The organism is Streptococcus sp. 1643 (genome assembly GCF_006228325.1).
In the GTDB taxonomy this organism is placed as follows: Bacteria; Bacillota; Bacilli; order Lactobacillales; family Streptococcaceae; genus Streptococcus.
The window spans coordinates 1,506,451-1,526,182 of sequence record NZ_CP040231.1; the positions used below are offsets into that span (position 1 = coordinate 1,506,451).

General features: G+C 42.5%; 23 protein-coding genes. 8 read left to right on the forward strand and 15 right to left on the reverse strand.

The features are described 5' to 3' along the window. Positions 1 to 147: 147 nt before the first annotated feature. The 8 genes from gatC (at position 148) to nusB (ending at position 6,984) form a co-directional block, all read left to right on the forward strand. A complete protein-coding gene (gatC, locus tag FD735_RS07895; protein WP_000705412.1) occupies positions 148 to 450 on the forward strand; it encodes an Asp-tRNA(Asn)/Glu-tRNA(Gln) amidotransferase subunit GatC in 303 nt (100 codons plus the stop codon). After that, positions 450 to 1,916 carry an Asp-tRNA(Asn)/Glu-tRNA(Gln) amidotransferase subunit GatA gene (gatA, locus tag FD735_RS07900; RefSeq protein WP_139658907.1) on the forward strand — a complete coding sequence of 489 codons (1,467 nt, stop codon included), beginning with the start codon at positions 450 to 452 and terminating at the stop codon, positions 1,914 to 1,916. The genes gatC and gatA overlap by 1 nt, the downstream gene beginning before the upstream one ends. Then, on the forward strand, positions 1,916 to 3,361 hold the full coding sequence (gene gatB / locus FD735_RS07905; protein WP_139658908.1) for an Asp-tRNA(Asn)/Glu-tRNA(Gln) amidotransferase subunit GatB: 1,446 nt from the start codon (positions 1,916 to 1,918) through the stop codon (positions 3,359 to 3,361). The genes gatA and gatB overlap by 1 nt, the downstream gene beginning before the upstream one ends. A gap of 62 nt (positions 3,362 to 3,423) precedes the next feature. Further along, positions 3,424 to 4,380, forward strand: a complete 957-nt coding sequence (locus FD735_RS07910) for a zinc-ribbon domain-containing transport protein (protein ID WP_139658909.1) — start codon at positions 3,424 to 3,426, stop codon at positions 4,378 to 4,380. A gap of 8 nt (positions 4,381 to 4,388) precedes the next feature. Beyond that, positions 4,389 to 5,516: an SPFH domain-containing protein gene (locus tag FD735_RS07915; protein WP_139658910.1), complete on the forward strand. Its 1,128-nt coding sequence runs from the start codon at positions 4,389 to 4,391 to the stop codon at positions 5,514 to 5,516. Positions 5,517 to 5,597: 81 nt separating this feature from the next. Then, a complete protein-coding gene (gene efp, locus FD735_RS07920; RefSeq protein ID WP_000568640.1) occupies positions 5,598 to 6,158 on the forward strand; it encodes an elongation factor P in 561 nt (186 codons plus the stop codon). Positions 6,159 to 6,179: 21 nt separating this feature from the next. Further along, positions 6,180 to 6,569, forward strand: coding sequence for an Asp23/Gls24 family envelope stress response protein (locus FD735_RS07925; RefSeq protein ID WP_000510584.1), 390 nt, complete (start codon positions 6,180 to 6,182; stop codon positions 6,567 to 6,569). Beyond that, complete coding sequence (gene nusB / locus FD735_RS07930) at positions 6,562 to 6,984, forward strand: transcription antitermination factor NusB (protein ID WP_000203659.1); 423 nt, start codon at positions 6,562 to 6,564, stop codon at positions 6,982 to 6,984. The genes FD735_RS07925 and nusB overlap by 8 nt, the downstream gene beginning before the upstream one ends. 49 nt (positions 6,985 to 7,033) lie before the next feature. On the opposite strand, the gene FD735_RS07935 is transcribed toward nusB, so the two are convergent. The 15 genes from FD735_RS07935 to FD735_RS08010 all read right to left on the reverse strand — a co-directional run bounded on the left by FD735_RS07935 (position 7,034) and on the right by FD735_RS08010 (position 19,593). After that, complete coding sequence (locus tag FD735_RS07935; RefSeq protein ID WP_139658911.1) at positions 7,034 to 7,759, reverse strand: CPBP family intramembrane glutamic endopeptidase; 726 nt, start codon at positions 7,757 to 7,759, stop codon at positions 7,034 to 7,036. 419 nt (positions 7,760 to 8,178) lie between these two features. Further along, a complete protein-coding gene (locus tag FD735_RS07945; protein ID WP_139658912.1) occupies positions 8,179 to 8,880 on the reverse strand; it encodes a CPBP family intramembrane glutamic endopeptidase in 702 nt (233 codons plus the stop codon). A gap of 146 nt (positions 8,881 to 9,026) precedes the next feature. After that, positions 9,027 to 9,794 carry an acetyl-CoA carboxylase carboxyl transferase subunit alpha gene (locus tag FD735_RS07950; protein WP_139658913.1) on the reverse strand — a complete coding sequence of 256 codons (768 nt, stop codon included), beginning with the start codon at positions 9,792 to 9,794 and terminating at the stop codon, positions 9,027 to 9,029. Beyond that, positions 9,791 to 10,657, reverse strand: a complete 867-nt coding sequence (gene accD, locus FD735_RS07955; RefSeq protein WP_001173379.1) for an acetyl-CoA carboxylase, carboxyltransferase subunit beta — start codon at positions 10,655 to 10,657, stop codon at positions 9,791 to 9,793. The genes FD735_RS07950 and accD overlap by 4 nt, the downstream gene beginning before the upstream one ends. A gap of 35 nt (positions 10,658 to 10,692) precedes the next feature. Then, on the reverse strand, positions 10,693 to 12,060 hold the full coding sequence (gene accC, locus FD735_RS07960) for an acetyl-CoA carboxylase biotin carboxylase subunit (protein WP_000488663.1): 1,368 nt from the start codon (positions 12,058 to 12,060) through the stop codon (positions 10,693 to 10,695). Between the two features lie 11 nt (positions 12,061 to 12,071). After that, the gene (fabZ, locus tag FD735_RS07965) at positions 12,072 to 12,494 is read right to left on the reverse strand and encodes a 3-hydroxyacyl-ACP dehydratase FabZ (RefSeq protein ID WP_000565515.1); all 423 of its coding nucleotides are present in this window, start codon (positions 12,492 to 12,494) and stop codon (positions 12,072 to 12,074) included. Then, entirely contained in the window at positions 12,491 to 12,979 is a 489-nt protein-coding gene (gene accB / locus FD735_RS07970; RefSeq protein ID WP_001052303.1) for an acetyl-CoA carboxylase biotin carboxyl carrier protein, read from the reverse strand. The genes fabZ and accB overlap by 4 nt, the downstream gene beginning before the upstream one ends. A gap of 2 nt (positions 12,980 to 12,981) precedes the next feature. Next, positions 12,982 to 14,217 (reverse strand): beta-ketoacyl-ACP synthase II, encoded by a 1,236-nt coding sequence (gene fabF / locus FD735_RS07975; protein WP_000774052.1) that lies wholly within the window; start codon positions 14,215 to 14,217, stop codon positions 12,982 to 12,984. A 28-nt stretch (positions 14,218 to 14,245) separates the two neighbouring features. Beyond that, entirely contained in the window at positions 14,246 to 14,977 is a 732-nt protein-coding gene (gene fabG / locus FD735_RS07980; protein ID WP_049484271.1) for a 3-oxoacyl-[acyl-carrier-protein] reductase, read from the reverse strand. 45 nt (positions 14,978 to 15,022) lie between these two features. Further along, entirely contained in the window at positions 15,023 to 15,943 is a 921-nt protein-coding gene (gene fabD / locus FD735_RS07985) for an ACP S-malonyltransferase (protein WP_139658914.1), read from the reverse strand. Next, on the reverse strand, positions 15,936 to 16,910 hold the full coding sequence (gene fabK / locus FD735_RS07990) for an enoyl-[acyl-carrier-protein] reductase FabK (RefSeq protein WP_000857451.1): 975 nt from the start codon (positions 16,908 to 16,910) through the stop codon (positions 15,936 to 15,938). Before fabK ends, fabD begins: the two co-directional genes overlap by 8 nt. Positions 16,911 to 17,027: 117 nt before the next feature. Further along, entirely contained in the window at positions 17,028 to 17,252 is a 225-nt protein-coding gene (locus FD735_RS07995) for an acyl carrier protein (protein WP_000257840.1), read from the reverse strand. 57 nt (positions 17,253 to 17,309) lie between these two features. Beyond that, positions 17,310 to 18,284 (reverse strand): beta-ketoacyl-ACP synthase III, encoded by a 975-nt coding sequence (locus tag FD735_RS08000; protein ID WP_139658915.1) that lies wholly within the window; start codon positions 18,282 to 18,284, stop codon positions 17,310 to 17,312. Then, positions 18,284 to 18,718 (reverse strand): MarR family winged helix-turn-helix transcriptional regulator, encoded by a 435-nt coding sequence (locus FD735_RS08005; RefSeq protein ID WP_033630318.1) that lies wholly within the window; start codon positions 18,716 to 18,718, stop codon positions 18,284 to 18,286. Before FD735_RS08005 ends, FD735_RS08000 begins: the two co-directional genes overlap by 1 nt. A gap of 89 nt (positions 18,719 to 18,807) precedes the next feature. Further along, positions 18,808 to 19,593, reverse strand: a complete 786-nt coding sequence (locus FD735_RS08010; protein WP_084944338.1) for an enoyl-CoA hydratase — start codon at positions 19,591 to 19,593, stop codon at positions 18,808 to 18,810. Positions 19,594 to 19,732: the final 139 nt, after the last annotated feature.

The following is a 19,732-nucleotide window of genomic DNA, read 5'->3' on the forward strand; positions in this document are numbered from 1 at the left end:
ATTTTTTCTATTCTCTAGTTTAACCATTATAGCGAATTAAAAGCGATTTTTCAATTTCTATTTCTTTTCAGTTTGGCTCCCTTATTTATAGGAAAATATGGTAAAATAGAACAGACTAAAAATCATCATTTCACGAAAGGATGCAAGATGAAAATTACGCAAGAAGAGGTAACACACGTTGCCAATCTTTCAAAATTAAAATTCTCTGAAGAAGAAACTGCTGCCTTTGCGACAACCTTGTCTAAGATTGTAGACATGGTTGAGTTGCTGGGAGAAGTCGACACAACTGGTGTCGCACCTACTACAACCATGGCTGACCGCAAGACCGTACTCCGCCCTGATGTGGCCGAAGAAGGAACAGACCGTGACCGCTTGTTTAAAAACGTACCTGAAAAAGAAAACTACTATATCAAGGTACCAGCTATCCTAGATGATGGAGGAGATGCCTAATGACTTTTAATAACAAAACTATTGAAGACTTGCACAACCTCCTTGTATCTAAGGAGATTTCAGCTACTGAATTGACACAAGCCACGCTTGAAGGTATCAAGTCTCGCGAGAAAGCTATCAATGCTTTTGTCACTATCGCTGAAGAACAAGCCCTTTCTCAAGCTAAAGCCATTGATGAAGCTGGAATTGACGCGGATAATGTCCTTTCTGGAATTCCACTGGCTGTTAAGGATAATATCTCTACCGACGGTATCCTTACAACTGCTGCCTCAAAAATGCTCTACAACTACGAGCCTATCTTTGATGCGACAGCCGTTGCCAATGCCAAAGCTAAGGGTATGATTGTTGTCGGAAAAACCAACATGGACGAATTTGCCATGGGTGGTTCTGGTGAGACTTCCTACTACGGCGCAACAAAAAATGCTTGGGACCACAGCAAAGTTCCTGGTGGATCATCAAGTGGTTCTGCGGCTTCTGTAGCTTCAGGACAAGTTCGCTTGTCTCTTGGATCTGATACTGGTGGTTCTATCCGCCAACCTGCTGCCTTCAACGGGATCGTTGGTCTCAAGCCAACCTACGGAACGGTTTCTCGATTCGGTCTCATTGCCTTCGGTAGCTCATTAGACCAGATTGGACCTTTTGCACCAACTGTTAAAGAAAATGCCCTCTTGCTCAATGCGATTGCCAGCGAAGATGCTAAAGACTCTACTTCTGCTCCTGTCCGCATCGCTGACTTTACTTCAAAAATCGGCCAAGACATCAAGGGCATGAAAATTGCTTTGCCTAAGGAATACCTCGGTGAAGGAATTGACCCAGAAGTTAAAGAAACAATCATCAAGGCAGCCAAACATTTTGAGAAACTTGGCGCTATCGTCGAAGAAGTGAGCCTTCCTCACTCAAAATACGGTGTTGCCGTTTACTACATCATTGCTTCATCAGAAGCTTCATCAAACTTGCAACGTTTTGACGGTATCCGTTATGGCTACCGCGCAGAAGATGCAAGCAACCTTGATGAAATCTATGTAAACAGCCGTAGCCAAGGTTTCGGTGAAGAAGTGAAACGCCGTATCATGCTTGGAACATTTAGCCTTTCATCAGGTTACTATGATGCCTATTATAAGAAGGCTGGACAAGTTCGTACCCTCATCATCCAAGATTTCGAAAACGTCTTTGCGGATTACGATTTAATCCTAGGACCAACTGCTCCAAGCGTTGCCTATGACTTGGACTCCCTCAACCATGACCCCGTTGCCATGTACTTGGCTGACCTTTTGACCATCCCAGTCAACTTAGCTGGTCTTCCAGGAATTTCTATTCCTGCTGGATTTGCTCAAGGTCTCCCAGTCGGTCTCCAATTGATCGGTCCTAAATACTCTGAGGAAACCATTTACCAAGTTGCTGCTGCCTTTGAAGCAACAACAGACTACCACAAACAACAACCCGTGATTTTTGGAGGTGATAACTAATGAACTTTGAAACAGTCATTGGACTTGAAGTCCACGTAGAGCTCAACACCAATTCAAAAATCTTCTCACCTACTTCTGCCCACTTTGGAAATGACCAAAATGCCAACACTAACGTGATTGACTGGTCCTTCCCAGGAGTTCTGCCAGTTCTCAATAAAGGGGTTGTCGATGCTGGTATCAAGGCTGCACTCGCTCTTAACATGGACATCCATAAGAAGATGCACTTTGACCGCAAGAACTACTTCTATCCTGACAATCCTAAAGCCTACCAAATCTCTCAGTTTGATGAGCCAATCGGCTACAACGGCTGGATTGAAGTGGAGCTAGAAGACGGTACGACCAAGAAAATCGGTATCGAACGCGCCCACTTGGAAGAAGACGCTGGTAAAAACACCCACGGTACAGATGGCTACTCTTATGTTGACCTCAACCGCCAAGGGGTGCCCTTGATTGAGATTGTATCTGAAGCGGACATGCGTTCCCCAGAAGAAGCCTATGCTTATCTAACTGCCCTAAAGGAAGTCATCCAGTACGCTGGCATTTCTGACGTTAAGATGGAAGAAGGTTCCATGCGTGTGGATGCCAATATCTCCCTTCGTCCTTATGGTCAAGAAAAATTCGGTACCAAGACTGAGTTGAAAAACCTCAACTCCTTCTCAAACGTTCGTAAGGGTCTTGAATACGAAGTCCAACGCCAGGCTGAAATCCTTCGCTCAGGTGGTCAAATTCGCCAAGAAACACGTCGTTACGATGAAGCTAACAAGGCAACCATCCTCATGCGTGTCAAAGAAGGTGCTGCAGACTACCGCTACTTCCCAGAACCAGACCTACCACTCTTTGAAATCTCAGACGAGTGGATTGAGGAAATGCGAACAGAACTGCCAGAGTTTCCAAAGGAACGCCGTGCGCGCTACGTTGCTGACCTTGGCTTGTCAGACTACGATGCTAGCCAGTTGACTGCAAATAAGGTCACTTCTGACTTCTTTGAAAAAGCTGTTGCACTCGGTGGTGATGCCAAACAAGTCTCTAACTGGCTTCAAGGTGAAGTTGCTCAGTTCTTGAATGCTGAAGGCAAAACACTGGAACAAATCGAATTGACACCAGAAAACTTAGTAGAAATGATTGCCATCATCGAAGATGGTACGATTTCTTCTAAGATTGCCAAGAAAGTCTTTGTCCACCTGGCTAAAAATGGCGGTGGCGCGCGTGAATACGTGGAAAAAGCAGGCTTGGTGCAAATCTCAGATCCAGATGTTCTGATTCCAATCATCCACCAAGTCTTTGCGGATAACGAAGCTGCCGTTGCCGACTTCAAGTCAGGCAAACGCAACGCAGACAAGGCCTTCACAGGATTCCTTATGAAGGCAACCAAAGGGCAAGCCAATCCACAAGTTGCCCTTAAACTCCTTGCACAGGAATTGGCCAAGTTGAAAGAAAGTGAGTAATTCGCTAGTAGTCACCCAGTAGTCTAGACAGCTACCTTTTCAATCATATAGTTAGGAGACACATGAAAAAGTTTTACGCTCTTTTAATGACCTGTTTATTACTTGTTTTTCTATCCGTGCCTCAAATCGTTGATGCGGGTGTAGGACATTCCAGAAGTGGAGGGAGCAGCCGCAGTAGCTCCAGAAGTAGTAGCCGCTCAAGTGGAGGTGGAAGTCGTTCTGGTGGCTCATCTTTCCACTACTACCGCTCTGGATATGGATCATCCTCTGACAGTTCTGCTAGCTCTCCCTATCTAGGATTTATGTTCATATTAGTCGGAGGAATCATACTAGTTGTTATCGTCAAATCCTTGCAGAATAAGTCTGGAGATTCGAATTCAACCTACACTAGTAATGATTCTCAAACGCTCCATCGTCGAGTTGAACACAACACACTGGCCATTAGTCGTTTGAAATACGGAGATCCAAACTTTGACGCGGAAGCCTTCACATCTTGGGTTAAGGAAGTCTACCTTAAATTGCAAGTTGCCTGGACTGAGAAAAATTGGAACTCTGTCCGCGCTTTGGAAAGTACCAGTCTCTACTCTCAACATAGCACCCAACTCGAAGACCATATTCGAGCTAAAACAACCAATGTTTTAGAGAAAGTTTGTATCGAAAATGTTCGCATCAAGGAGTTCATTGAAAATCCTGACGGAAACGACACCTTAGTGGTGATCCTGTCATCTACCTTGCGTGACTATGTCATTGACGATGAGACTCGCCGTGTCCTTGAAGGAGACCCTAAAAAAGATCTCTTCACCGTGTATCAATTGAACTTTATCCGTCAACACGGTAGCCAAACGCAAGCAGTCAATCCAGACGAAGTTGTGAGCGACCACTGTCCAAACTGTGGCGCCCCATTGAAAATCTCTGCAGTTAGCGAGTGCGACTACTGTGGTGCCAATCTCTCTCGCAGTCCAAACCAATGGGTACTGGATACCTATGATGTTGTGGATGAAGACGAGCTTTATAATTAGGAGGAATTATGGGATTTATACGTGCAGCCTTATCAGCAGGCTTAAATAGTTTTAATGATAGTAAATTCAAGGAAGCCATCGTCCTTCCAGATAATGTCTCTGGCGACGCCTTGGCCATCAAGGGACAATTACTCACAAAAGACCCAGATGGACGTTCTCGTCACAGCAATCAAAATACAGGCCTCTTGTCAGATGGCAGTGTGGTTATCGTTCCTCAAGGTTATACCGCTATTTTGGTAAACAACGGTACCTTCATTGGTGAGGTCCTCGAAGCTGGTAGCCACGAATGGCAAGCTGGTGATAACGCCTGGCTCCTTGAAAAAGGTGGTTTAAAAGGCACTTGGGAAAACTTTAAAAACCGTTTCTCTTTTGGTGGACAAGTCATCACCCAACAAGAAATCATCTTTATCCGCATGCAACCTATTGCAGGTAATAAGTTCGGCACACAAAATGCGGTCGAATACTTCAGTGAACGTTACCAACAACTGCTTAACATCCGTTTCTATGGCTTGTTTGATGTAAAAATAGCAGACCCAGTCCTCTTCTACGTGAGCTCTGTTAGCCGTCAAATTACTGACGGACAGCCATTTACTCTCCAAGATGTAGCTCAAGGAACGCTCCGTCAAAATATCGCACCAAAAATTGCGATTGCCATCGCCAAATACACCAACGAAAACAAGGTTGATATCTATAGTCTCAATGCCAACCAAGACACCTTTAACGAACTCGCTAAACAAGAGGTCAACAAGGTTTGGACAGGTCTCTACGGGATTGAAGCAACTAACATCTTGCTTGAGGACCTCAGCTACGACCAAGAAAGTCTTGATATCGTTCGCAAGCTTGATAGCGAGCTCGTGGCAATGAAGTACAACACGATTGAAATCGAAGAACGCCGTGCTCGCAACGAAGCGCTTATTGCTGCAGCTGCAAACGAAGGAAATGGCAATGGGATGAACATGTTTATGGGCATGAATCTTGGCCAAACTCTCGGTGGTCAACTAAGCCAACAAGTCCAAAATCAAGCACCTGCTCAAAATGCTGGGCAAGCTACTAGCAAGAATTTTTACATCGAAGTCGATGGAAAATACGTCCTCGTTACTAAAGACGAAGATGGAAATATCGTACCAGTCAACTAATTAAGCTCCTTCTGACATTTGAGTAATGTTGTCTTTTATGGTACAATAAAGAGTAAATTATTTTATTAAAGAGGTAAAAACATGATTGAAGCAAGTAAATTAAAGGCTGGTATGACCTTTGAAACAGCTGACGGAAAATTGATCCGCGTTTTGGAAGCTAGCCACCACAAACCAGGTAAAGGAAACACAATCATGCGTATGAAATTGCGTGATGTCCGTACTGGTTCTACATTTGACACAAGCTACCGTCCAGAGGAAAAATTTGAACAAGCTATCATCGAGACTGTCCCAGCTCAATACTTGTACAAAATGGATGACACAGCCTACTTCATGAACACAGAAACTTACGACCAATACGAAATTCCTGTAGTCAACGTTGAAAACGAATTGCTTTACATCCTTGAAAACTCTGATGTGAAGATCCAATTCTACGGAACTGAAGTGATCGGTGTTACCGTTCCTACTACTGTCGAATTGACAGTTGCAGAAACTCAACCATCTATCAAAGGTGCTACGGTTACAGGTTCTGGTAAACCAGCAACGATGGAAACTGGACTTGTCGTAAACGTTCCAGACTTCATCGAAGCAGGACAAAAACTCGTTATCAACACTGCAGAAGGAACTTACGTTTCTCGTGCCTAATCTCTAGAAAGAGGTCATTCTATGGGAATTGAAGAACAACTTGGCGAAATCGTTATCGCCCCACGTGTACTTGAAAAAATCATTGCTATTGCTACTGCAAAAGTAGAGGGTGTTCACTCTTTTTCAAACAAATCAGTATCTGACACCCTTTCAAAACTTTCTCTTGGCCGTGGTGTTTATCTTAAAAACGTGGACGAAGAGCTCACAGCTGATATCTACCTCTACCTAGAGTACGGAGTAAAAGTTCCTAAGGTAGCGGTTGCTATCCAAAAAGCTGTCAAAGATGCCGTCCGCAATATGGCTGATGTAGAACTCGCTGCTATCAATATTCACGTTGCAGGTATCGTTCCAGATAAAACACCAAAACCAGAATTGAAAGATCTATTTGACGAGGACTTCCTCAATGACTAGTCCACTATTAGAATCTAGACGCCAACTCCGTAAATGCGCATTTCAAGCTCTCATGAGCCTTGAGTTCGGTACGGATGTCGAAACTGCTTGTCGTTTCGCCTATACTCATGATCGTGAAGATACGGATGTGCAACTTCCAGCCTTTTTGACAGAGCTAGTTTCTGGTGTTCAGGCTAAAAAGGAAGAACTAGACAAGCAAATCACACAGCATTTAAAAGCAGGTTGGACCATCGAGCGTTTAACACTCGTGGAGAGAAACCTCCTTCGCTTGGGAGTCTTTGAAATCACTTCATTTGACACCCCTCAGTTGGTTGCTGTCAATGAAGCTATTGAGCTTGCAAAGGACTTCTCAGATCAAAAATCTGCCCGTTTTATCAACGGACTGCTCAGCCAGTTTGTAACAGAAGAACAGTAAATAGAAAAAGTGTTTGACAATTATCAAACACTTTTTTCTTTGTCTCCTACTATCTAAAAAAATGATAATAGATATAATTATAAACAAAAATCCAGATGGGTTTTGCATAAATGAGAAAGTTGAAAAAACTATGGCACAGGATGGTAATTTTTAAGTTCTTTGTCCATCGGTAGACAAGGGCATAGAAGAGACCGCCTAAACTATAAATAATCAAACTGATAGGATCTCGGTGAGTTAGGATCAAATGACTAAGTCCAAAGATAAGAGCAGATAGGATAACATCCAGATAGTACTTGGACTGGGGAAAGAAGGTATTCATAAAGTACCCTCTATGAATCAGTTCCTCTAATATAGGTGCGACGATTACTGTTAAACTAAAACTGAGAACAGTTGATAGAAAAGTTGGTTGCCCATTGGAGTATAGAATCGAAAGAAGGTCTTGAAAGATATACTTGTTATCAATTAGGTGATGAAACTGTAACTGAAAAGCATCCACCAATTGACGATCAAAATAAGTAGCCACTAGAGCAACTACAAGGTAAAAGAATCTTGACTTCTTTGAACCCTTTTTTTCAAAAATATAGAGCATCTCTTTCTTTTTGAGCCAGTAGATTAATAATAGCAAAAGAGCCATTACTTCAACTGTTAAAAAGATAGAATAGCCATCTATCCCCCATCCTAAAAACTTAGTTAGATGCATAATCCCTAACTCTGGTAGATAAACCGATAGAAATACCAGTGATGTATAGACTCCCAAATGCCCTAGTTTTTTCATACTTACCCCTTTAATTTATCAATAGCCAATACCATAAGCACGTCTAGTCGCATGATTCAGTATTGTACTCCATTCTGTCGCCAAACTATATGCATATGGCGAAGGCCAATGTCTATCATCAACTAACCAAATCATACCACCACCTGAAACTTGCTCTAAGTCCTCAGATGAAAGAACTGTAAATGTTTCTGTACCTGTCCTATCAAGTAGCTCCTTAAAATAAATTTTTGTAAGCTTACATCTACAGTATATATCTTTTTGTCTATTTTATAGTCCGTCTCCTCAACTGTCAATTTTTTATCCTAAACAGTAGCTTTACTCATTGAGAAATAAGAAATTGATAAAAGAGATTTCTCTATCTTCCCATCAAATTAGAAAAAGTGTTTGACAAGTATCAAACACTTTTTCTTTACTTCCTACTATCTAAAAATCAAATAATAGATATAAAATAAGAGCGACGGAGCATAAGGAATCGCATTATAGAAACTATGACAAACAATGGTAAATCGAAGACTACCCGTAACTCGATAAGCAACTGCAAATAGAAGACCAAGAATACTATACATTAGGAGACTGATGGGGTCACGATGGGATAGAACTAAGTGACTAAGCCCAAAGATGAAAGAAGACAAGATCACATCCAAATAAAACTCCGACTTCGGAAAGAAGGTATTCATAAAATAACCCCTATAGATTGTCTCCTCAACAACAGGTACAATTGAAATGTTAAAGATTAAAAATATAAGACTTGATAGAGTCGTTTCTCTTCCGTTTAAGTATAGTTCTGAAAGAAGGTCTTGGAAAATAAAGCTATAGTCAATCAATCGAATATTCTGCATTCTAAATCCATTTAAAAAAGAATAGATAAGGAAACAAGCTACCAAGAAAGCGAGATAAGACCAGCGCCAACCCTTTTTGTCGAAGATAAAGAGCATCTTCTTCTTTTTCAACCACAAAACGAATAAAAAGAAAATAAGCAACACTTCTCCAACTAGGAAGATTATATAGCTGTCCATTCCTAAACCAAAGGTCCTAGCTAGAGTTATAGCTCCTAATGGCGTTAAATAAATGTACAGGAACATTAAAATCATACAGATTCCTAAATGTATTGTCTTTTTCATTCTTTCTCTCCTAATGATAAACTCTCTATTAGGGCAATATATAGGATATACCATTGATTATTTTCTTATTTATCTAGAGTATTCATGTTTATCCATGCTCTATTATCAAAATAGCTAGAACACATAGTTCTAGCTTTTAAAATTTCTTAGTATTTTCTAAAGCGTTGGTAACGTTCTTCGATAAGTTGGTCGAGTTGTAGTTCTTGCAACCTATCTAGTTCTACACGCAATTCATTTTTAACGCAACCTAGCAGTTCTTTACTTGACAGCCCTGCTTCTGAGATTACCTTGTCTACGATTCCCATTTCTAGAAGTTCATGCGAAGTGATTTTCATCAATTCCGCTGCTTCCATAGCACGACTTCCATCCTTCCAAAGGATAGAGGCAAATCCTTCCGGGCTAAGTACGGCGTAGATTGAGTTTTCTAACATCCAGACACGGTTAGCTACGGCTAGAGCTAGGGCCCCACCAGATCCACCTTCACCGATAATAATCGCGATGATTGGAACCTTGAGATCACTCATTTCCATCAGGTTTCGGGCGATTGCTTCACCTTGTCCACGTTCCTCGGCTCCAACACCTGGGTAAGCACCCGCCGTATTGATAAAGGTCACAACTGGACGACCAAACTTTTCTGCCTGTTTCATCAAGCGTAAGGCCTTACGATAACCTTCTGGATGAGGTTGTCCGAAATTTCGTTTGAGGTTGTCATGAAGACTCTTCCCCTTTTGGATACCAACGACAGTTACTGCTTGTTCACCTAACCAGCCAATTCCACCGATAACCGCACCATCATCACGGAAAGAGCGATCTCCATGCAATTCGATAAACTCGTCAAAGATTCCATTGGCAAAATCAAGTGCAGTCAAGCGACTCTGCTCGCGTGCCTCTCTGACTATTTTTGCAATATTCATCCGCGACTTCCTCCATGCAATCTTACTAATTTAGCAATTGTTTCAGGCAATTCTCTCCGTTTGACAATTGCATCAACAAATCCATGTTCAAGCAGAAATTCTGCCTTTTGGAAGTCATCCGGCAAGGTCTCACGAACTGTATTTTCGATAACACGACGTCCAGCAAAACCAACCAAACTCTGTGGCTCCGCTAGGATAATATCACCTTCCATAGCAAAAGAAGCTGTCACCCCACCTGTTGTCGGATCGGTTAAAATAGTTAGGTAAAAAAGTCCTGCCTTGGAATGGCGTTGAACTGCCGCAGAAATTTTAGCCATCTGCATCAAGCTCATGATTCCTTCTTGCATACGGGCTCCACCAGAGGCTGTGAAGAGAACGACTGGCAAGTTTTCTACCGTTGCATACTCAAACAAGCGCGTGATTTTTTCACCCACAACTGTTCCCATAGAAGCCATGATAAAGTTAGAATCCATGATCCCAAGGGCAACTTTTTGTCCCTTGATGCTAGCTGTACCAGTTAGTACTGCTTCATCCAAACCTGTCTTTTCACGCATTGTTGCAAGTTTTTTCTGGTAGCCAGGAAAGTTTAATGGATCTTGAGTTTCAATACCTGTAAACATCTCCACAAAGCTACCAGAATCAATCGTCAAATCCAAGCGTTCCTGAGCTGAAATACGGAAAGTATAGCTACAATGGGGACAAATTCGTTCGCTCCCAAGATCCTTTTGGTAAATGGTGTGTTTACAACCAGGACACTGGGAGAAGAGTTCATCCGGAACCTCAGGCTTGGCTTGTGGTTTCTGCCTTACGGAACGGTTAGGATTAATCCGAATATACTTATCCTTTTTACTAAATAGAGCCATAACTCCCCCTTTTAGTTCTCATACTGTTTGAAAGTCTATTCTTTTTCTTGGTATTTTGGCAAGAAAGTTTCCATCAAGAAGGAAGTATCGTAATCACCAGCGATAACTCGGCGGTCTGAAATCAGATCCAACTGGAAGTCTGCATTGGTTTGCACTCCTTCAATATCAAGTTCATAAAGTGCCCGTTGCATCTTCATAAGAGCATCAAAACGATTCTCCCCATGAACAATGATTTTGGCAATCATACTATCATAGTAAGGGGGAATGGTATAACCTGGATAAACTGCTGAGTCCACGCGCAAGCCAACTCCACCACTTGGTAGATAGAGATTGGTAATTTTACCTGGGCTTGGAGCAAAGTTAAATGCTGGATTTTCTGCATTGATCCGGCACTCGATAGCATGACCTCGTAGGACAATATCTTCTTGTTTGAAAGGTAAAGGTTGCCCGGCAGCAATGCGAATCTGCTCTTTCACGATATCGACACCTGAAACAAACTCTGTGACTGGGTGTTCAACTTGCACACGAGTATTCATTTCCATGAAGTAGAAATTGCCACTCGCTTCATCGAGAAGAAATTCAATCGTCCCTGCATTTTCATAGCCAACAGACTCTGCTGCACGAACGGCTGCAGCACCAATTTCATGACGAAGGGTTTTGCCAATCGCAATGGACGGACTTTCTTCTAAGACCTTTTGGTTATTCCGTTGGAGTGAACAGTCCCGTTCACCAAGATGGACAACATGACCCTCTTGGTCCGCAAGGATCTGAACCTCAATATGGCGAGCTGGATAGATCACACGCTCAAGATACATAGCGCCATTTCCAAAATTGGCCTTGGCTTCACTGGATGCTGTTTCAAAGGCTGCGACCAAGTCTTCTGCCTTTTCAACCTTACGAATCCCTTTTCCACCACCACCTGCCGATGCCTTAAGCATGACTGGATAGCCAATTTTTTCTGCAACTGCAAGCGCCTCTTCAGCCGTGTGAACTTCACCATCAGATCCTGGGATAACTGGAACCCCAGCCTTGATCATTTGCTCACGCGCATTGATCTTATCTCCCATGGTATCCATCACAGCACCAGAAGGGCCGATGAACTTAATTCCCACTTCATCACACATCGTGGCAAACTTGGAGTTTTCGCTAAGAAATCCAAAACCTGGATGGATGGCTTCTGCTTCTGTCAAGACTGCAGCAGACAAAATCGCATTGATATTGAGATAAGACTCTGTCGCCTTACCAGGTCCGATACAGATAGCTTCATCCGCTAGGAGTGTGTGAAGAGCTTCCTTATCAGCGGTTGAATAGACTGCTACGGTTGCAATGCCCAATTCACGCGCAGCTCGAATAATGCGAACCGCAATCTCACCACGGTTGGCAATCAAAATTTTACGAAACATGGAGATCCTCCTTAGTTTCCAATTGCAAAGGTAAGAGTACCACTCGCTGCAAGCTTACCATCTACTTCAGCCTTTGCTTCAACCACAGCAATCGTACCACGACGTTTAACAAAAGTAGCCGTCATGACTAATTGGTCACCTGGTACAACTTGCTTCTTGAACTTAACCTTATCCATGCCAGCATAGAAGACCAGCTTTCCTTTGTTTTCAGGCTTAGACAATTCCAAGACACCAGCAGTCTGAGCCAAGGCCTCCATGATAAGAACACCTGGCATGACTGGGTATTGTGGAAAATGACCATTGAAGAAAGGTTCGTTGATGGTCACATTTTTAATGGCAACAATGGTATCCTCGCTCACTTCCAAGACACGATCCACTAGGAGCATGGGGTAGCGATGGGGTAGAGCTTCTTTGATTCCTTGAATATCGATCATTTGATGCGTACCAATCCTTTACCGAACTCAACCATTTCTTCATTTGAAACGAGAATTTCTGTCACCACACCATCCTTAGGTGCAGGGATTTCATTCATGACTTTCATGGCTTCGATGATCACCAAAGTCTGACCTTTTTTAACACTGTCTCCGACTGTGACAAAGGCAGGTTTATCTGGTCCAGCAGCCAAGTAAGCCACCCCTACAAGTGGACTCTCAACGACATCACCCTCTGGAGCAACCGTCGTTTCAGCTGGTGCTGGAGCTTCTTCCACTGCACTCTCTACTGGAGTTGAAGGGGCAGAAACTACTGGATTTGCAGCTACTGTAGTTGGCACTGGAGCAACTTGAGCTGGTGCTTCAGAAGCCATTCTTGCTTCATTCTTACTAAACTGCAATTCATCCGTTCCATTTTTATAAGAAAATTCTCTCAAACTTGATTGGTCAAATTGCGCCATCAAGTCCTTGATCTCATTTAAATTCATAATTATTTATTCTCCCAACGTTTGAAAGCAAGAACCGCATTGTGTCCACCAAAACCAAAAGTGTTTGAAATAGCATAAGGGATTTCTTGCTCCAAGCCTTGTCCATAAACGACATTCGCTTCGATATAGTCTGATAACTCGCTTGTTCCAGCTGTCATTGGTACATAGTTATGACGCATGGCTTCAATTGTAGCGATGGCTTCTACTGCCCCTGCAGCACCAAGCAAGTGTCCTGTAAAGGACTTGGTTGAAGATACAGGTACTTCTTTACCAAGGACAGCTACGATCGCACCACTTTCTCCTTTTTCATTAGCAGGAGTTGAAGTTCCGTGGGCGTTGACGTAAGCCACTTGCTCTGGAGAAATTTCTGCTTCTTCCAAAGCCAACTTCATAGCCTTAATCGCACCTTGACCTTCTGGATGAGGTGAAGTCATATGGTAAGCATCACAGGTATTACCATAGCCAACTACTTCAGCCAAGATAGTTGCGCCACGTTTTTCAGCATGTTCAAGGCTTTCAAGAACCAACATCCCTGAACCTTCTCCCATCACAAATCCGTTACGATCTTTGTCAAATGGGATAGAAGCACGAGTTGGATCCTCTGTAGTTGATAGGGCGGTCAACGCTTGGAAACCAGCGATAGCAAAAGGAGTGATAGATGATTCTGATCCACCAACTAACATGACATCTTGGAAACCAAACTTGATAGAACGGAAGGCATCCCCAATGGCATCGTTTGATGAGGCACAGGCTGTATTGATTGATTTACAGATACCGTTTGCTCCGAAACGCATGGCAACATTTCCTGAAGCCATATTTGGCAAGGCTTTTGGAAGTGTCATTGGTTTAACGCGTTTTGGACCTTTTTCATGAAGGCGGATAACCTGATCTTCGATTTCTTTAATTCCCCCGATACCTGAAGCAACGATGACACCAAAGCGATCTTTATCGATTGCTTCTACATCAAGATTTGCATTTGTCACCGCTTCTTGAGCTGCATACAAGGCATACAAAGAATAGTTGTCAAAACGGTTGGTATCTTTTTTAACAAAGTATTTATCAAATGGGAAATCTTGGACTTCTGCCGCATTGTGCACAGCAAATTCGCTGTGGTCAAACTTAGTGATTTCTCCAATTCCAATTTTTCCAGTTTGCAAACTGTTCCAAAATTCTTCTGGAGTATTTCCGATAGGAGAGGTCAATCCGTAACCTGTTACTACAACTCGATTTAGTTTCATCTGTCTTACCTATATCTTTCCTTATTTTTTACATGCTAAGTCCGCCATCAACAGCGAGAACTTGTCCAGTCAAATAATCCTGTCCAGCCAGGAACACTGTAGCATCTGCGATATGTTCTGCTTGACCGAACTGTTTCATTGGGATTTGTGCCAATGTCGCTTCCTTGACCTTATCAGACAAAACAGCTGTCATATCTGACTCGATCATTCCTGGTGCAAGAGCATTTACGCGCACATTACGATTGGCAACTTCACGTGCTACTGACTTGGTAAACCCAATCAAACCCGCTTTAGAAGCCGCATAGTTGGCTTGTCCGATATTTCCCATCAAACCGACCACACTCGACATGTTGATGATCGCACCTTCACGTGCCTTGATCATCTGTTTCAAGACTGCTTGCGTCATGTTGAAAGCACCTGTCAAGTTGATCTTAATCACTTTTTCAAAGTCTTCTTCAGTCATCTTGAGCATAAGCGTATCTTGAGTGATCCCAGCATTGTTGACCAAGACATCAACAGAACCGAGTTCTGCAATCGCTTGATCTACCATACGCTTGGCATCTGCAAAGTCTGAAACATCACCTGAAATCGGTACTACTTTGACGCCGTAGTTTGAAAACTCAGCCAGCAATTCTTCTGAGATTGCTCCACGACTATTCAAAACTACATTAGCGCCTAGTTGAGCAAATTTGTGAGCAATGGCAAGTCCGATACCACGACTTGAACCTGTTACAAAGACATTTTTGTTTGTAAGTTGCATTCTATTTCTCCTGTTTCCTGTTGTATTTTGTGGGAGAAGGGATCATTAGTTTCCTAACAAAGCATCCAAGCTTGCTTGGTCTTCAACGTTAGCTAGCTGAGCTGTTTTATCGATTTTTTTGACAAAGCATGATAGGACCTTACCCGGACCAATTTCAATAAAGTGGGTTACCCCAGCATCCTGCATCACAGCAATACTTTCATAAAAACGAACAGGTTCTTTGACCTGACGCGTCAAAAGCTCTTGGATTCGATCTTTTTCCATAACAGCAGCTTCCGTATTGCCGACTAGTGGGCAAGTAAAGTCAGAGAAATTCACTCCTTCAAGAGCTCCAGCTAGTTGCTGACTGGCTGGCTCAAGAAGAGCTGTATGGAAAGGACCAGATACATTTAAAGGAATCAGTCGTTTTGCTCCTGCTTCCTGCAAGAGTTCAACTGCGCGATCAACCGCAGCCACCTCACCACCGATAACGATTTGGCTTGGGGTGTTGTAGTTAGCTGGAGTCACTACTCCAACTTTAGAGGCTGTTTCACAAGCTTCCTCAATCACTTCAACTGGAGTATTAAGGACGGCAACCATCTTTCCAGAGCCTGCAGGCGCCGCCTCTTCCATATAAGCACCACGCTTAGCAACCAAGGCAACTGCCTCTTCGAAGTCCAAGGCACCACTTGCTACAAGAGCAGAATATTCCCCAAGAGACAATCCTGCTACCATATCCGGCTGGTAACCCTTTTCTTTCAATAGTCGGTAGATAGAAACCGAAGTCGCTAAAATAGCTGGCTGCGTATAACGAGTCTGGTTTATCTTGGCTTCTTCCTTATCAATCAAGTCACGTAGGTCATAACCCAAAACCTGACTGGCTTGATCAATGGTTTCCTTGACGATAGGGTAGCGATCATAGAGATCACGCCCCATTCCTAGATACTGAGCACCTTGACCTGCAAATAGAAAGGCTGTTTTAGTCATTTCTTACAACTCCTGCCCAACGAGAGGCTTCTTCTTGAATTTTTTTGGCTGCACCATAGTATAGATCTTTTAGGATTTCTTCGACAGTTTCCTCTTTAGAAACCAAACCAGCGATCTGACCTGCCATGACGGATCCACCTTCTACATCTCCATGAACAACGGCTTTAGCAAGAGCACCAGCTCCCATTTGCTCAAAGATTTCTAAATCTGGATCTTCTTGTTTAAAGGCATCCTTTTCAGCCTGTTCAAAGTCACGTGTCAACTGATTTTTAATGGCGCGAACAGCATGTCCAAAATGTTGAGCTGAAATAGTCGTATCGATATCACGCGCTTTTAAGATTTTTTCCTTGTATTTTGGATGGGCGTTAGATTCCTTGGCTACTACAAAACGCGTACCAACTTGAACAGCCTCTGCACCAAGCATAAATCCTGCAGCGACACCTTCACCGTCGGCAATTCCTCCAGCTGCGATAACCGGAATTGAAACGGCTGCAGCAACTTGGCGAACCAAGGTCATGGTTGTTAATTTACCAATATGTCCACCGGCTTCCATTCCCTCTGCAATAACTGCATCTGCACCAATTTTTTCCATGCGTTTTGCCAAAGCAACACTTGGAACAACAGGAATAACTGTAATTCCTGCATCATGGAAACGAGTCATGTATTTACTTGGATTTCCTGCACCAGTTGTAACCACCTTGACCCCCTCTTCAATCACGAGATCAACGATGTCTTCTACAAAAGGTGACAAGAGCATGATGTTAACACCAAAAGGTTTGTCCGTAAGTGATTTGATTTTATCGATATTAGCCTTTACGACCTCTTTAGGTGCATTCCCACCACCAATGATCCCTAGACCACCAGCTTTTGATACTGCACCAGCCAAGTCACCATCTGCAACCCAGGCCATTCCTCCTTGAAAAATAGGATAATCAATGTTCAATAATTCTGTAATACGTGTTTTCATAGTGCCTCCATCATTCTTTGCTTACGTAATAGTTCGATGAGTTTATCATTTGAGTTTCAAACTATTACCTAAACAAGAGGGAGTGGGTTTCCCCAACTCCTTCTAGTAATATGTTAATTATTTTGTTTGCTCTTCAACGTAGGCAACCAAGTCACCAACTGTTTTCAAATTATCTTCTGCTTCGATTTGGATATCGAAAGCATCTTCGATTTCAGAGATTACTTGGAACAAGTCCAATGAATCTGCATCCAAATCATCAAAAGTTGATTCAAGTGTTACTTCTGATGCGTCTTTCCCAAGTTCTTCAACGATAATTTCTTGTACTTTTTCAAATACTGCCATGATAGGACTCCTTTAAAATATAAAAAATTTATAACTATGTGTTAACCACATGATTACCTAGATTGTAAGAATGAGTGTGCCCCATGTCAAACCTCCACCGAAGCCTGATAGGAGAATCGTCTGGCTACCATCTAAACGAATCATACCATTCTCCACACACTCTGAGAGCAAAATCGGGATACTTGCTGCACTGGTATTTCCATACTCCATCATATTGGCAGGAAGTTTGTCTCGGTCTACGCCGATTTTCTTTGCCATCTTATCCAAAATGCGGATATTTGCCTGATGAAGCAGGAGATAATCCAATTCCGATGCTGCGATTGGACCATTTTCAATGGTTTCTTTGATCGATCTAGCAACATCACGATTTGCAAAATCAAAAACTGCTCGTCCATCCATTTTCAAAAAAGCAGGAACTGCTTCTTGATCTGAGAAAGGAGAAGCCAAAGCCGTTTGACCATAGGTCAAACACTCGCTCCGAGAGCCATCTGTATAGAGACTTTCCACAAGGAAGTGACGTGTTTCGCTCGCTTCCAAGAGAACCCCTCCAGCACCATCCCCAAAGAGAACAGCTGTCGAACGATCTGACCAATCAACTGCCTTGGATAAGGTTTCAGCCCCGATAACAATCCCTTTTTTGAACTGTCCAGAACTTAAAAACTTTTCTGCAGTTGAGAGAGCGAATACAAAGCCACTACAAGCTGCTGTCAGATCAAAGGCGAAAGCTCTATGCGCTCCGATATTTGCCTGAACTCGAGCTGCCGTGGAAGGCATCATCGAGTCTGGAGTAATCGTCGCTACAATGATAAAATCAATCTGATCCGCTGTTAAGTTCCCTTTAGCCAACAAGCTCTTAGCTACTTCTGTCGCCAAATCACTTGTAGACTCTGTTTTTGAGATATGTCTCTGTTTAATTCCTGTCCGACTTGAAATCCACTCATCGCTTGTGTCCATGATTTGGGCTAAGTCATGATTAGTGACCACTTGCTCTGGAACATAATGAGCAACCTGGCTTATTTTTGCAAAAGCCATTATTTCAAATCCTCCAAAAATTGATAAAGATTGATTAATCCTCTACCCATAACTTCTATTTCCTCAGGACTCATGCCATCGATGATTTTTTCGACCATTGCCTTGTGAAAACGTCTATGAAGACGATGGACTAACCGACCTTTCTTTGTCAAATGCAGATACACTACACGTCTATCCTGATCAGAACGAATACGCTCAATATAACCTTTTCTTTCCAGGTTATTCAAACTCGTCGTCACTGTCCCAAGAGTTACCATCAGTTCTTTTGAAACCTTACTTGGCGTTGCCTCCGGGAACTTCCCAATCACATCAATCGTGTGCATTTCTTTGATGGAGATGTCTTTGAATCGACTACCTCGTAAGCTAACCTCCTCGATCACAAGGACGTTATTAAAAATAGATGTTAGATAATCATTTACTTGTTGGTAGTCCAAATCGTTTCCCTCCCTCTAAAAAACTTTCACAATCAAAGCATTTGATAAAAGAAGTATATCAAACTTCAAAAAATTGTGCAAGTATTTTTTTACATTCCTGTAAATTTTGGTCTTCTTCTTTCAGAATGTGCTCGAACCCCTTCTTTAAAGTCTTCAGTTAAAGATAACGATTCTTGTAATTCCAATTCTAATTCAGCATAATTCTGCCAATCCTTAAATTGACTTTCCCAAACTAGCTTTTTAATCGCTGCGTATGAGTTTGCTGAACCTCTTCTTAATTTTTTCAGAACTTGTTCTCTTGTTTTTTCTAATTTGTCAACTTCACAAACACGGTATACCACGCCCCATTCTAGCGCTTTTTCAGCAGTTAAGGCTTCACCTGTCATAGCAAGTTGTGCAGCCCGTGTTACCCCGATGCTACGACTCAAGAGATGAATCCCACCAGCGTCTGGCGCCAATCCAACTCCGACAAAGGCTTGGATAAATTTTGCCTTGTCAGTCGCTAGACAGAAATCGACTGCTACTGCCATATTTGCTGCAGCACCAGCAACCGCTCCATCTACCTCCATCAAAACAGGTTTAGGAATTTGCTTGATTTTAAAAGAAATTGTATTGACTAATTCTGCAATCTTATTCAAAGAAGGGATATCATCTTCGTCTACTGCGCGTTTCATCTCAACCAAGTCTCCTCCAACTGAAAAGACCTTTCCATTCGCATTAATCAAGATGAACTGCACAGCTTGATCCTGCTCCGCTAGAGTCAAAGCTTCTAAAATTTCCTCACACATTGGGATATGAAAACCATTTGCCACTTCGGGACGATTCAAAGTAATGATAGCCAGATCATCTACGATCTGATATAAGATATGATTCATAGCTTCTCCTTTTCTTTTATAAGGCAATGAAATTGTTTTATCATCAAAGTATACCTTTTTTTGGATAAAGAGGCAAGGAAAAACTAAAGGAAAGTGTCTCAGCTGATTATTTTCCCATCATTTATGAGTGTGAGTAAAA

Bases quoted from the DNA above. Each gene is read 5' to 3' on its own strand.
- gatC (WP_000705412.1), top strand. From the start codon at position 148: ATGAAAATTACGCAAGAAGAGGTAACACACGTTGCCAATCTTTCAAAA.
- gatA (WP_139658907.1), top strand. From the start codon at position 450: ATGACTTTTAATAACAAAACTATTGAAGACTTGCACAACCTCCTTGTA.
- gatB (WP_139658908.1), top strand. From the start codon at position 1,916: ATGAACTTTGAAACAGTCATTGGACTTGAAGTCCACGTAGAGCTCAAC.
- FD735_RS07910 (WP_139658909.1), top strand. From the start codon at position 3,424: ATGAAAAAGTTTTACGCTCTTTTAATGACCTGTTTATTACTTGTTTTT.
- FD735_RS07915 (WP_139658910.1), top strand. From the start codon at position 4,389: ATGGGATTTATACGTGCAGCCTTATCAGCAGGCTTAAATAGTTTTAAT.
- efp (WP_000568640.1), top strand. From the start codon at position 5,598: ATGATTGAAGCAAGTAAATTAAAGGCTGGTATGACCTTTGAAACAGCT.
- FD735_RS07925 (WP_000510584.1), top strand. From the start codon at position 6,180: ATGGGAATTGAAGAACAACTTGGCGAAATCGTTATCGCCCCACGTGTA.
- nusB (WP_000203659.1), top strand. From the start codon at position 6,562: ATGACTAGTCCACTATTAGAATCTAGACGCCAACTCCGTAAATGCGCA.
- FD735_RS07935 (WP_139658911.1), bottom strand. From the start codon at position 7,759: ATGAAAAAACTAGGGCATTTGGGAGTCTATACATCACTGGTATTTCTA.
- FD735_RS07945 (WP_139658912.1), bottom strand. From the start codon at position 8,880: ATGAAAAAGACAATACATTTAGGAATCTGTATGATTTTAATGTTCCTG.
- FD735_RS07950 (WP_139658913.1), bottom strand. From the start codon at position 9,794: ATGAATATTGCAAAAATAGTCAGAGAGGCACGCGAGCAGAGTCGCTTG.
- accD (WP_001173379.1), bottom strand. From the start codon at position 10,657: ATGGCTCTATTTAGTAAAAAGGATAAGTATATTCGGATTAATCCTAAC.
- accC (WP_000488663.1), bottom strand. From the start codon at position 12,060: ATGTTTCGTAAAATTTTGATTGCCAACCGTGGTGAGATTGCGGTTCGC.
- fabZ (WP_000565515.1), bottom strand. From the start codon at position 12,494: ATGATCGATATTCAAGGAATCAAAGAAGCTCTACCCCATCGCTACCCC.
- accB (WP_001052303.1), bottom strand. From the start codon at position 12,979: ATGAATTTAAATGAGATCAAGGACTTGATGGCGCAATTTGACCAATCA.
- fabF (WP_000774052.1), bottom strand. From the start codon at position 14,217: ATGAAACTAAATCGAGTTGTAGTAACAGGTTACGGATTGACCTCTCCT.
- fabG (WP_049484271.1), bottom strand. From the start codon at position 14,977: ATGCAACTTACAAACAAAAATGTCTTTGTAACAGGTTCAAGTCGTGGT.
- fabD (WP_139658914.1), bottom strand. From the start codon at position 15,943: ATGACTAAAACAGCCTTTCTATTTGCAGGTCAAGGTGCTCAGTATCTA.
- fabK (WP_000857451.1), bottom strand. From the start codon at position 16,910: ATGAAAACACGTATTACAGAATTATTGAACATTGATTATCCTATTTTT.
- FD735_RS07995 (WP_000257840.1), bottom strand. From the start codon at position 17,252: ATGGCAGTATTTGAAAAAGTACAAGAAATTATCGTTGAAGAACTTGGG.
- FD735_RS08000 (WP_139658915.1), bottom strand. From the start codon at position 18,284: ATGGCTTTTGCAAAAATAAGCCAGGTTGCTCATTATGTTCCAGAGCAA.
- FD735_RS08010 (WP_084944338.1), bottom strand. From the start codon at position 19,593: ATGAATCATATCTTATATCAGATCGTAGATGATCTGGCTATCATTACT.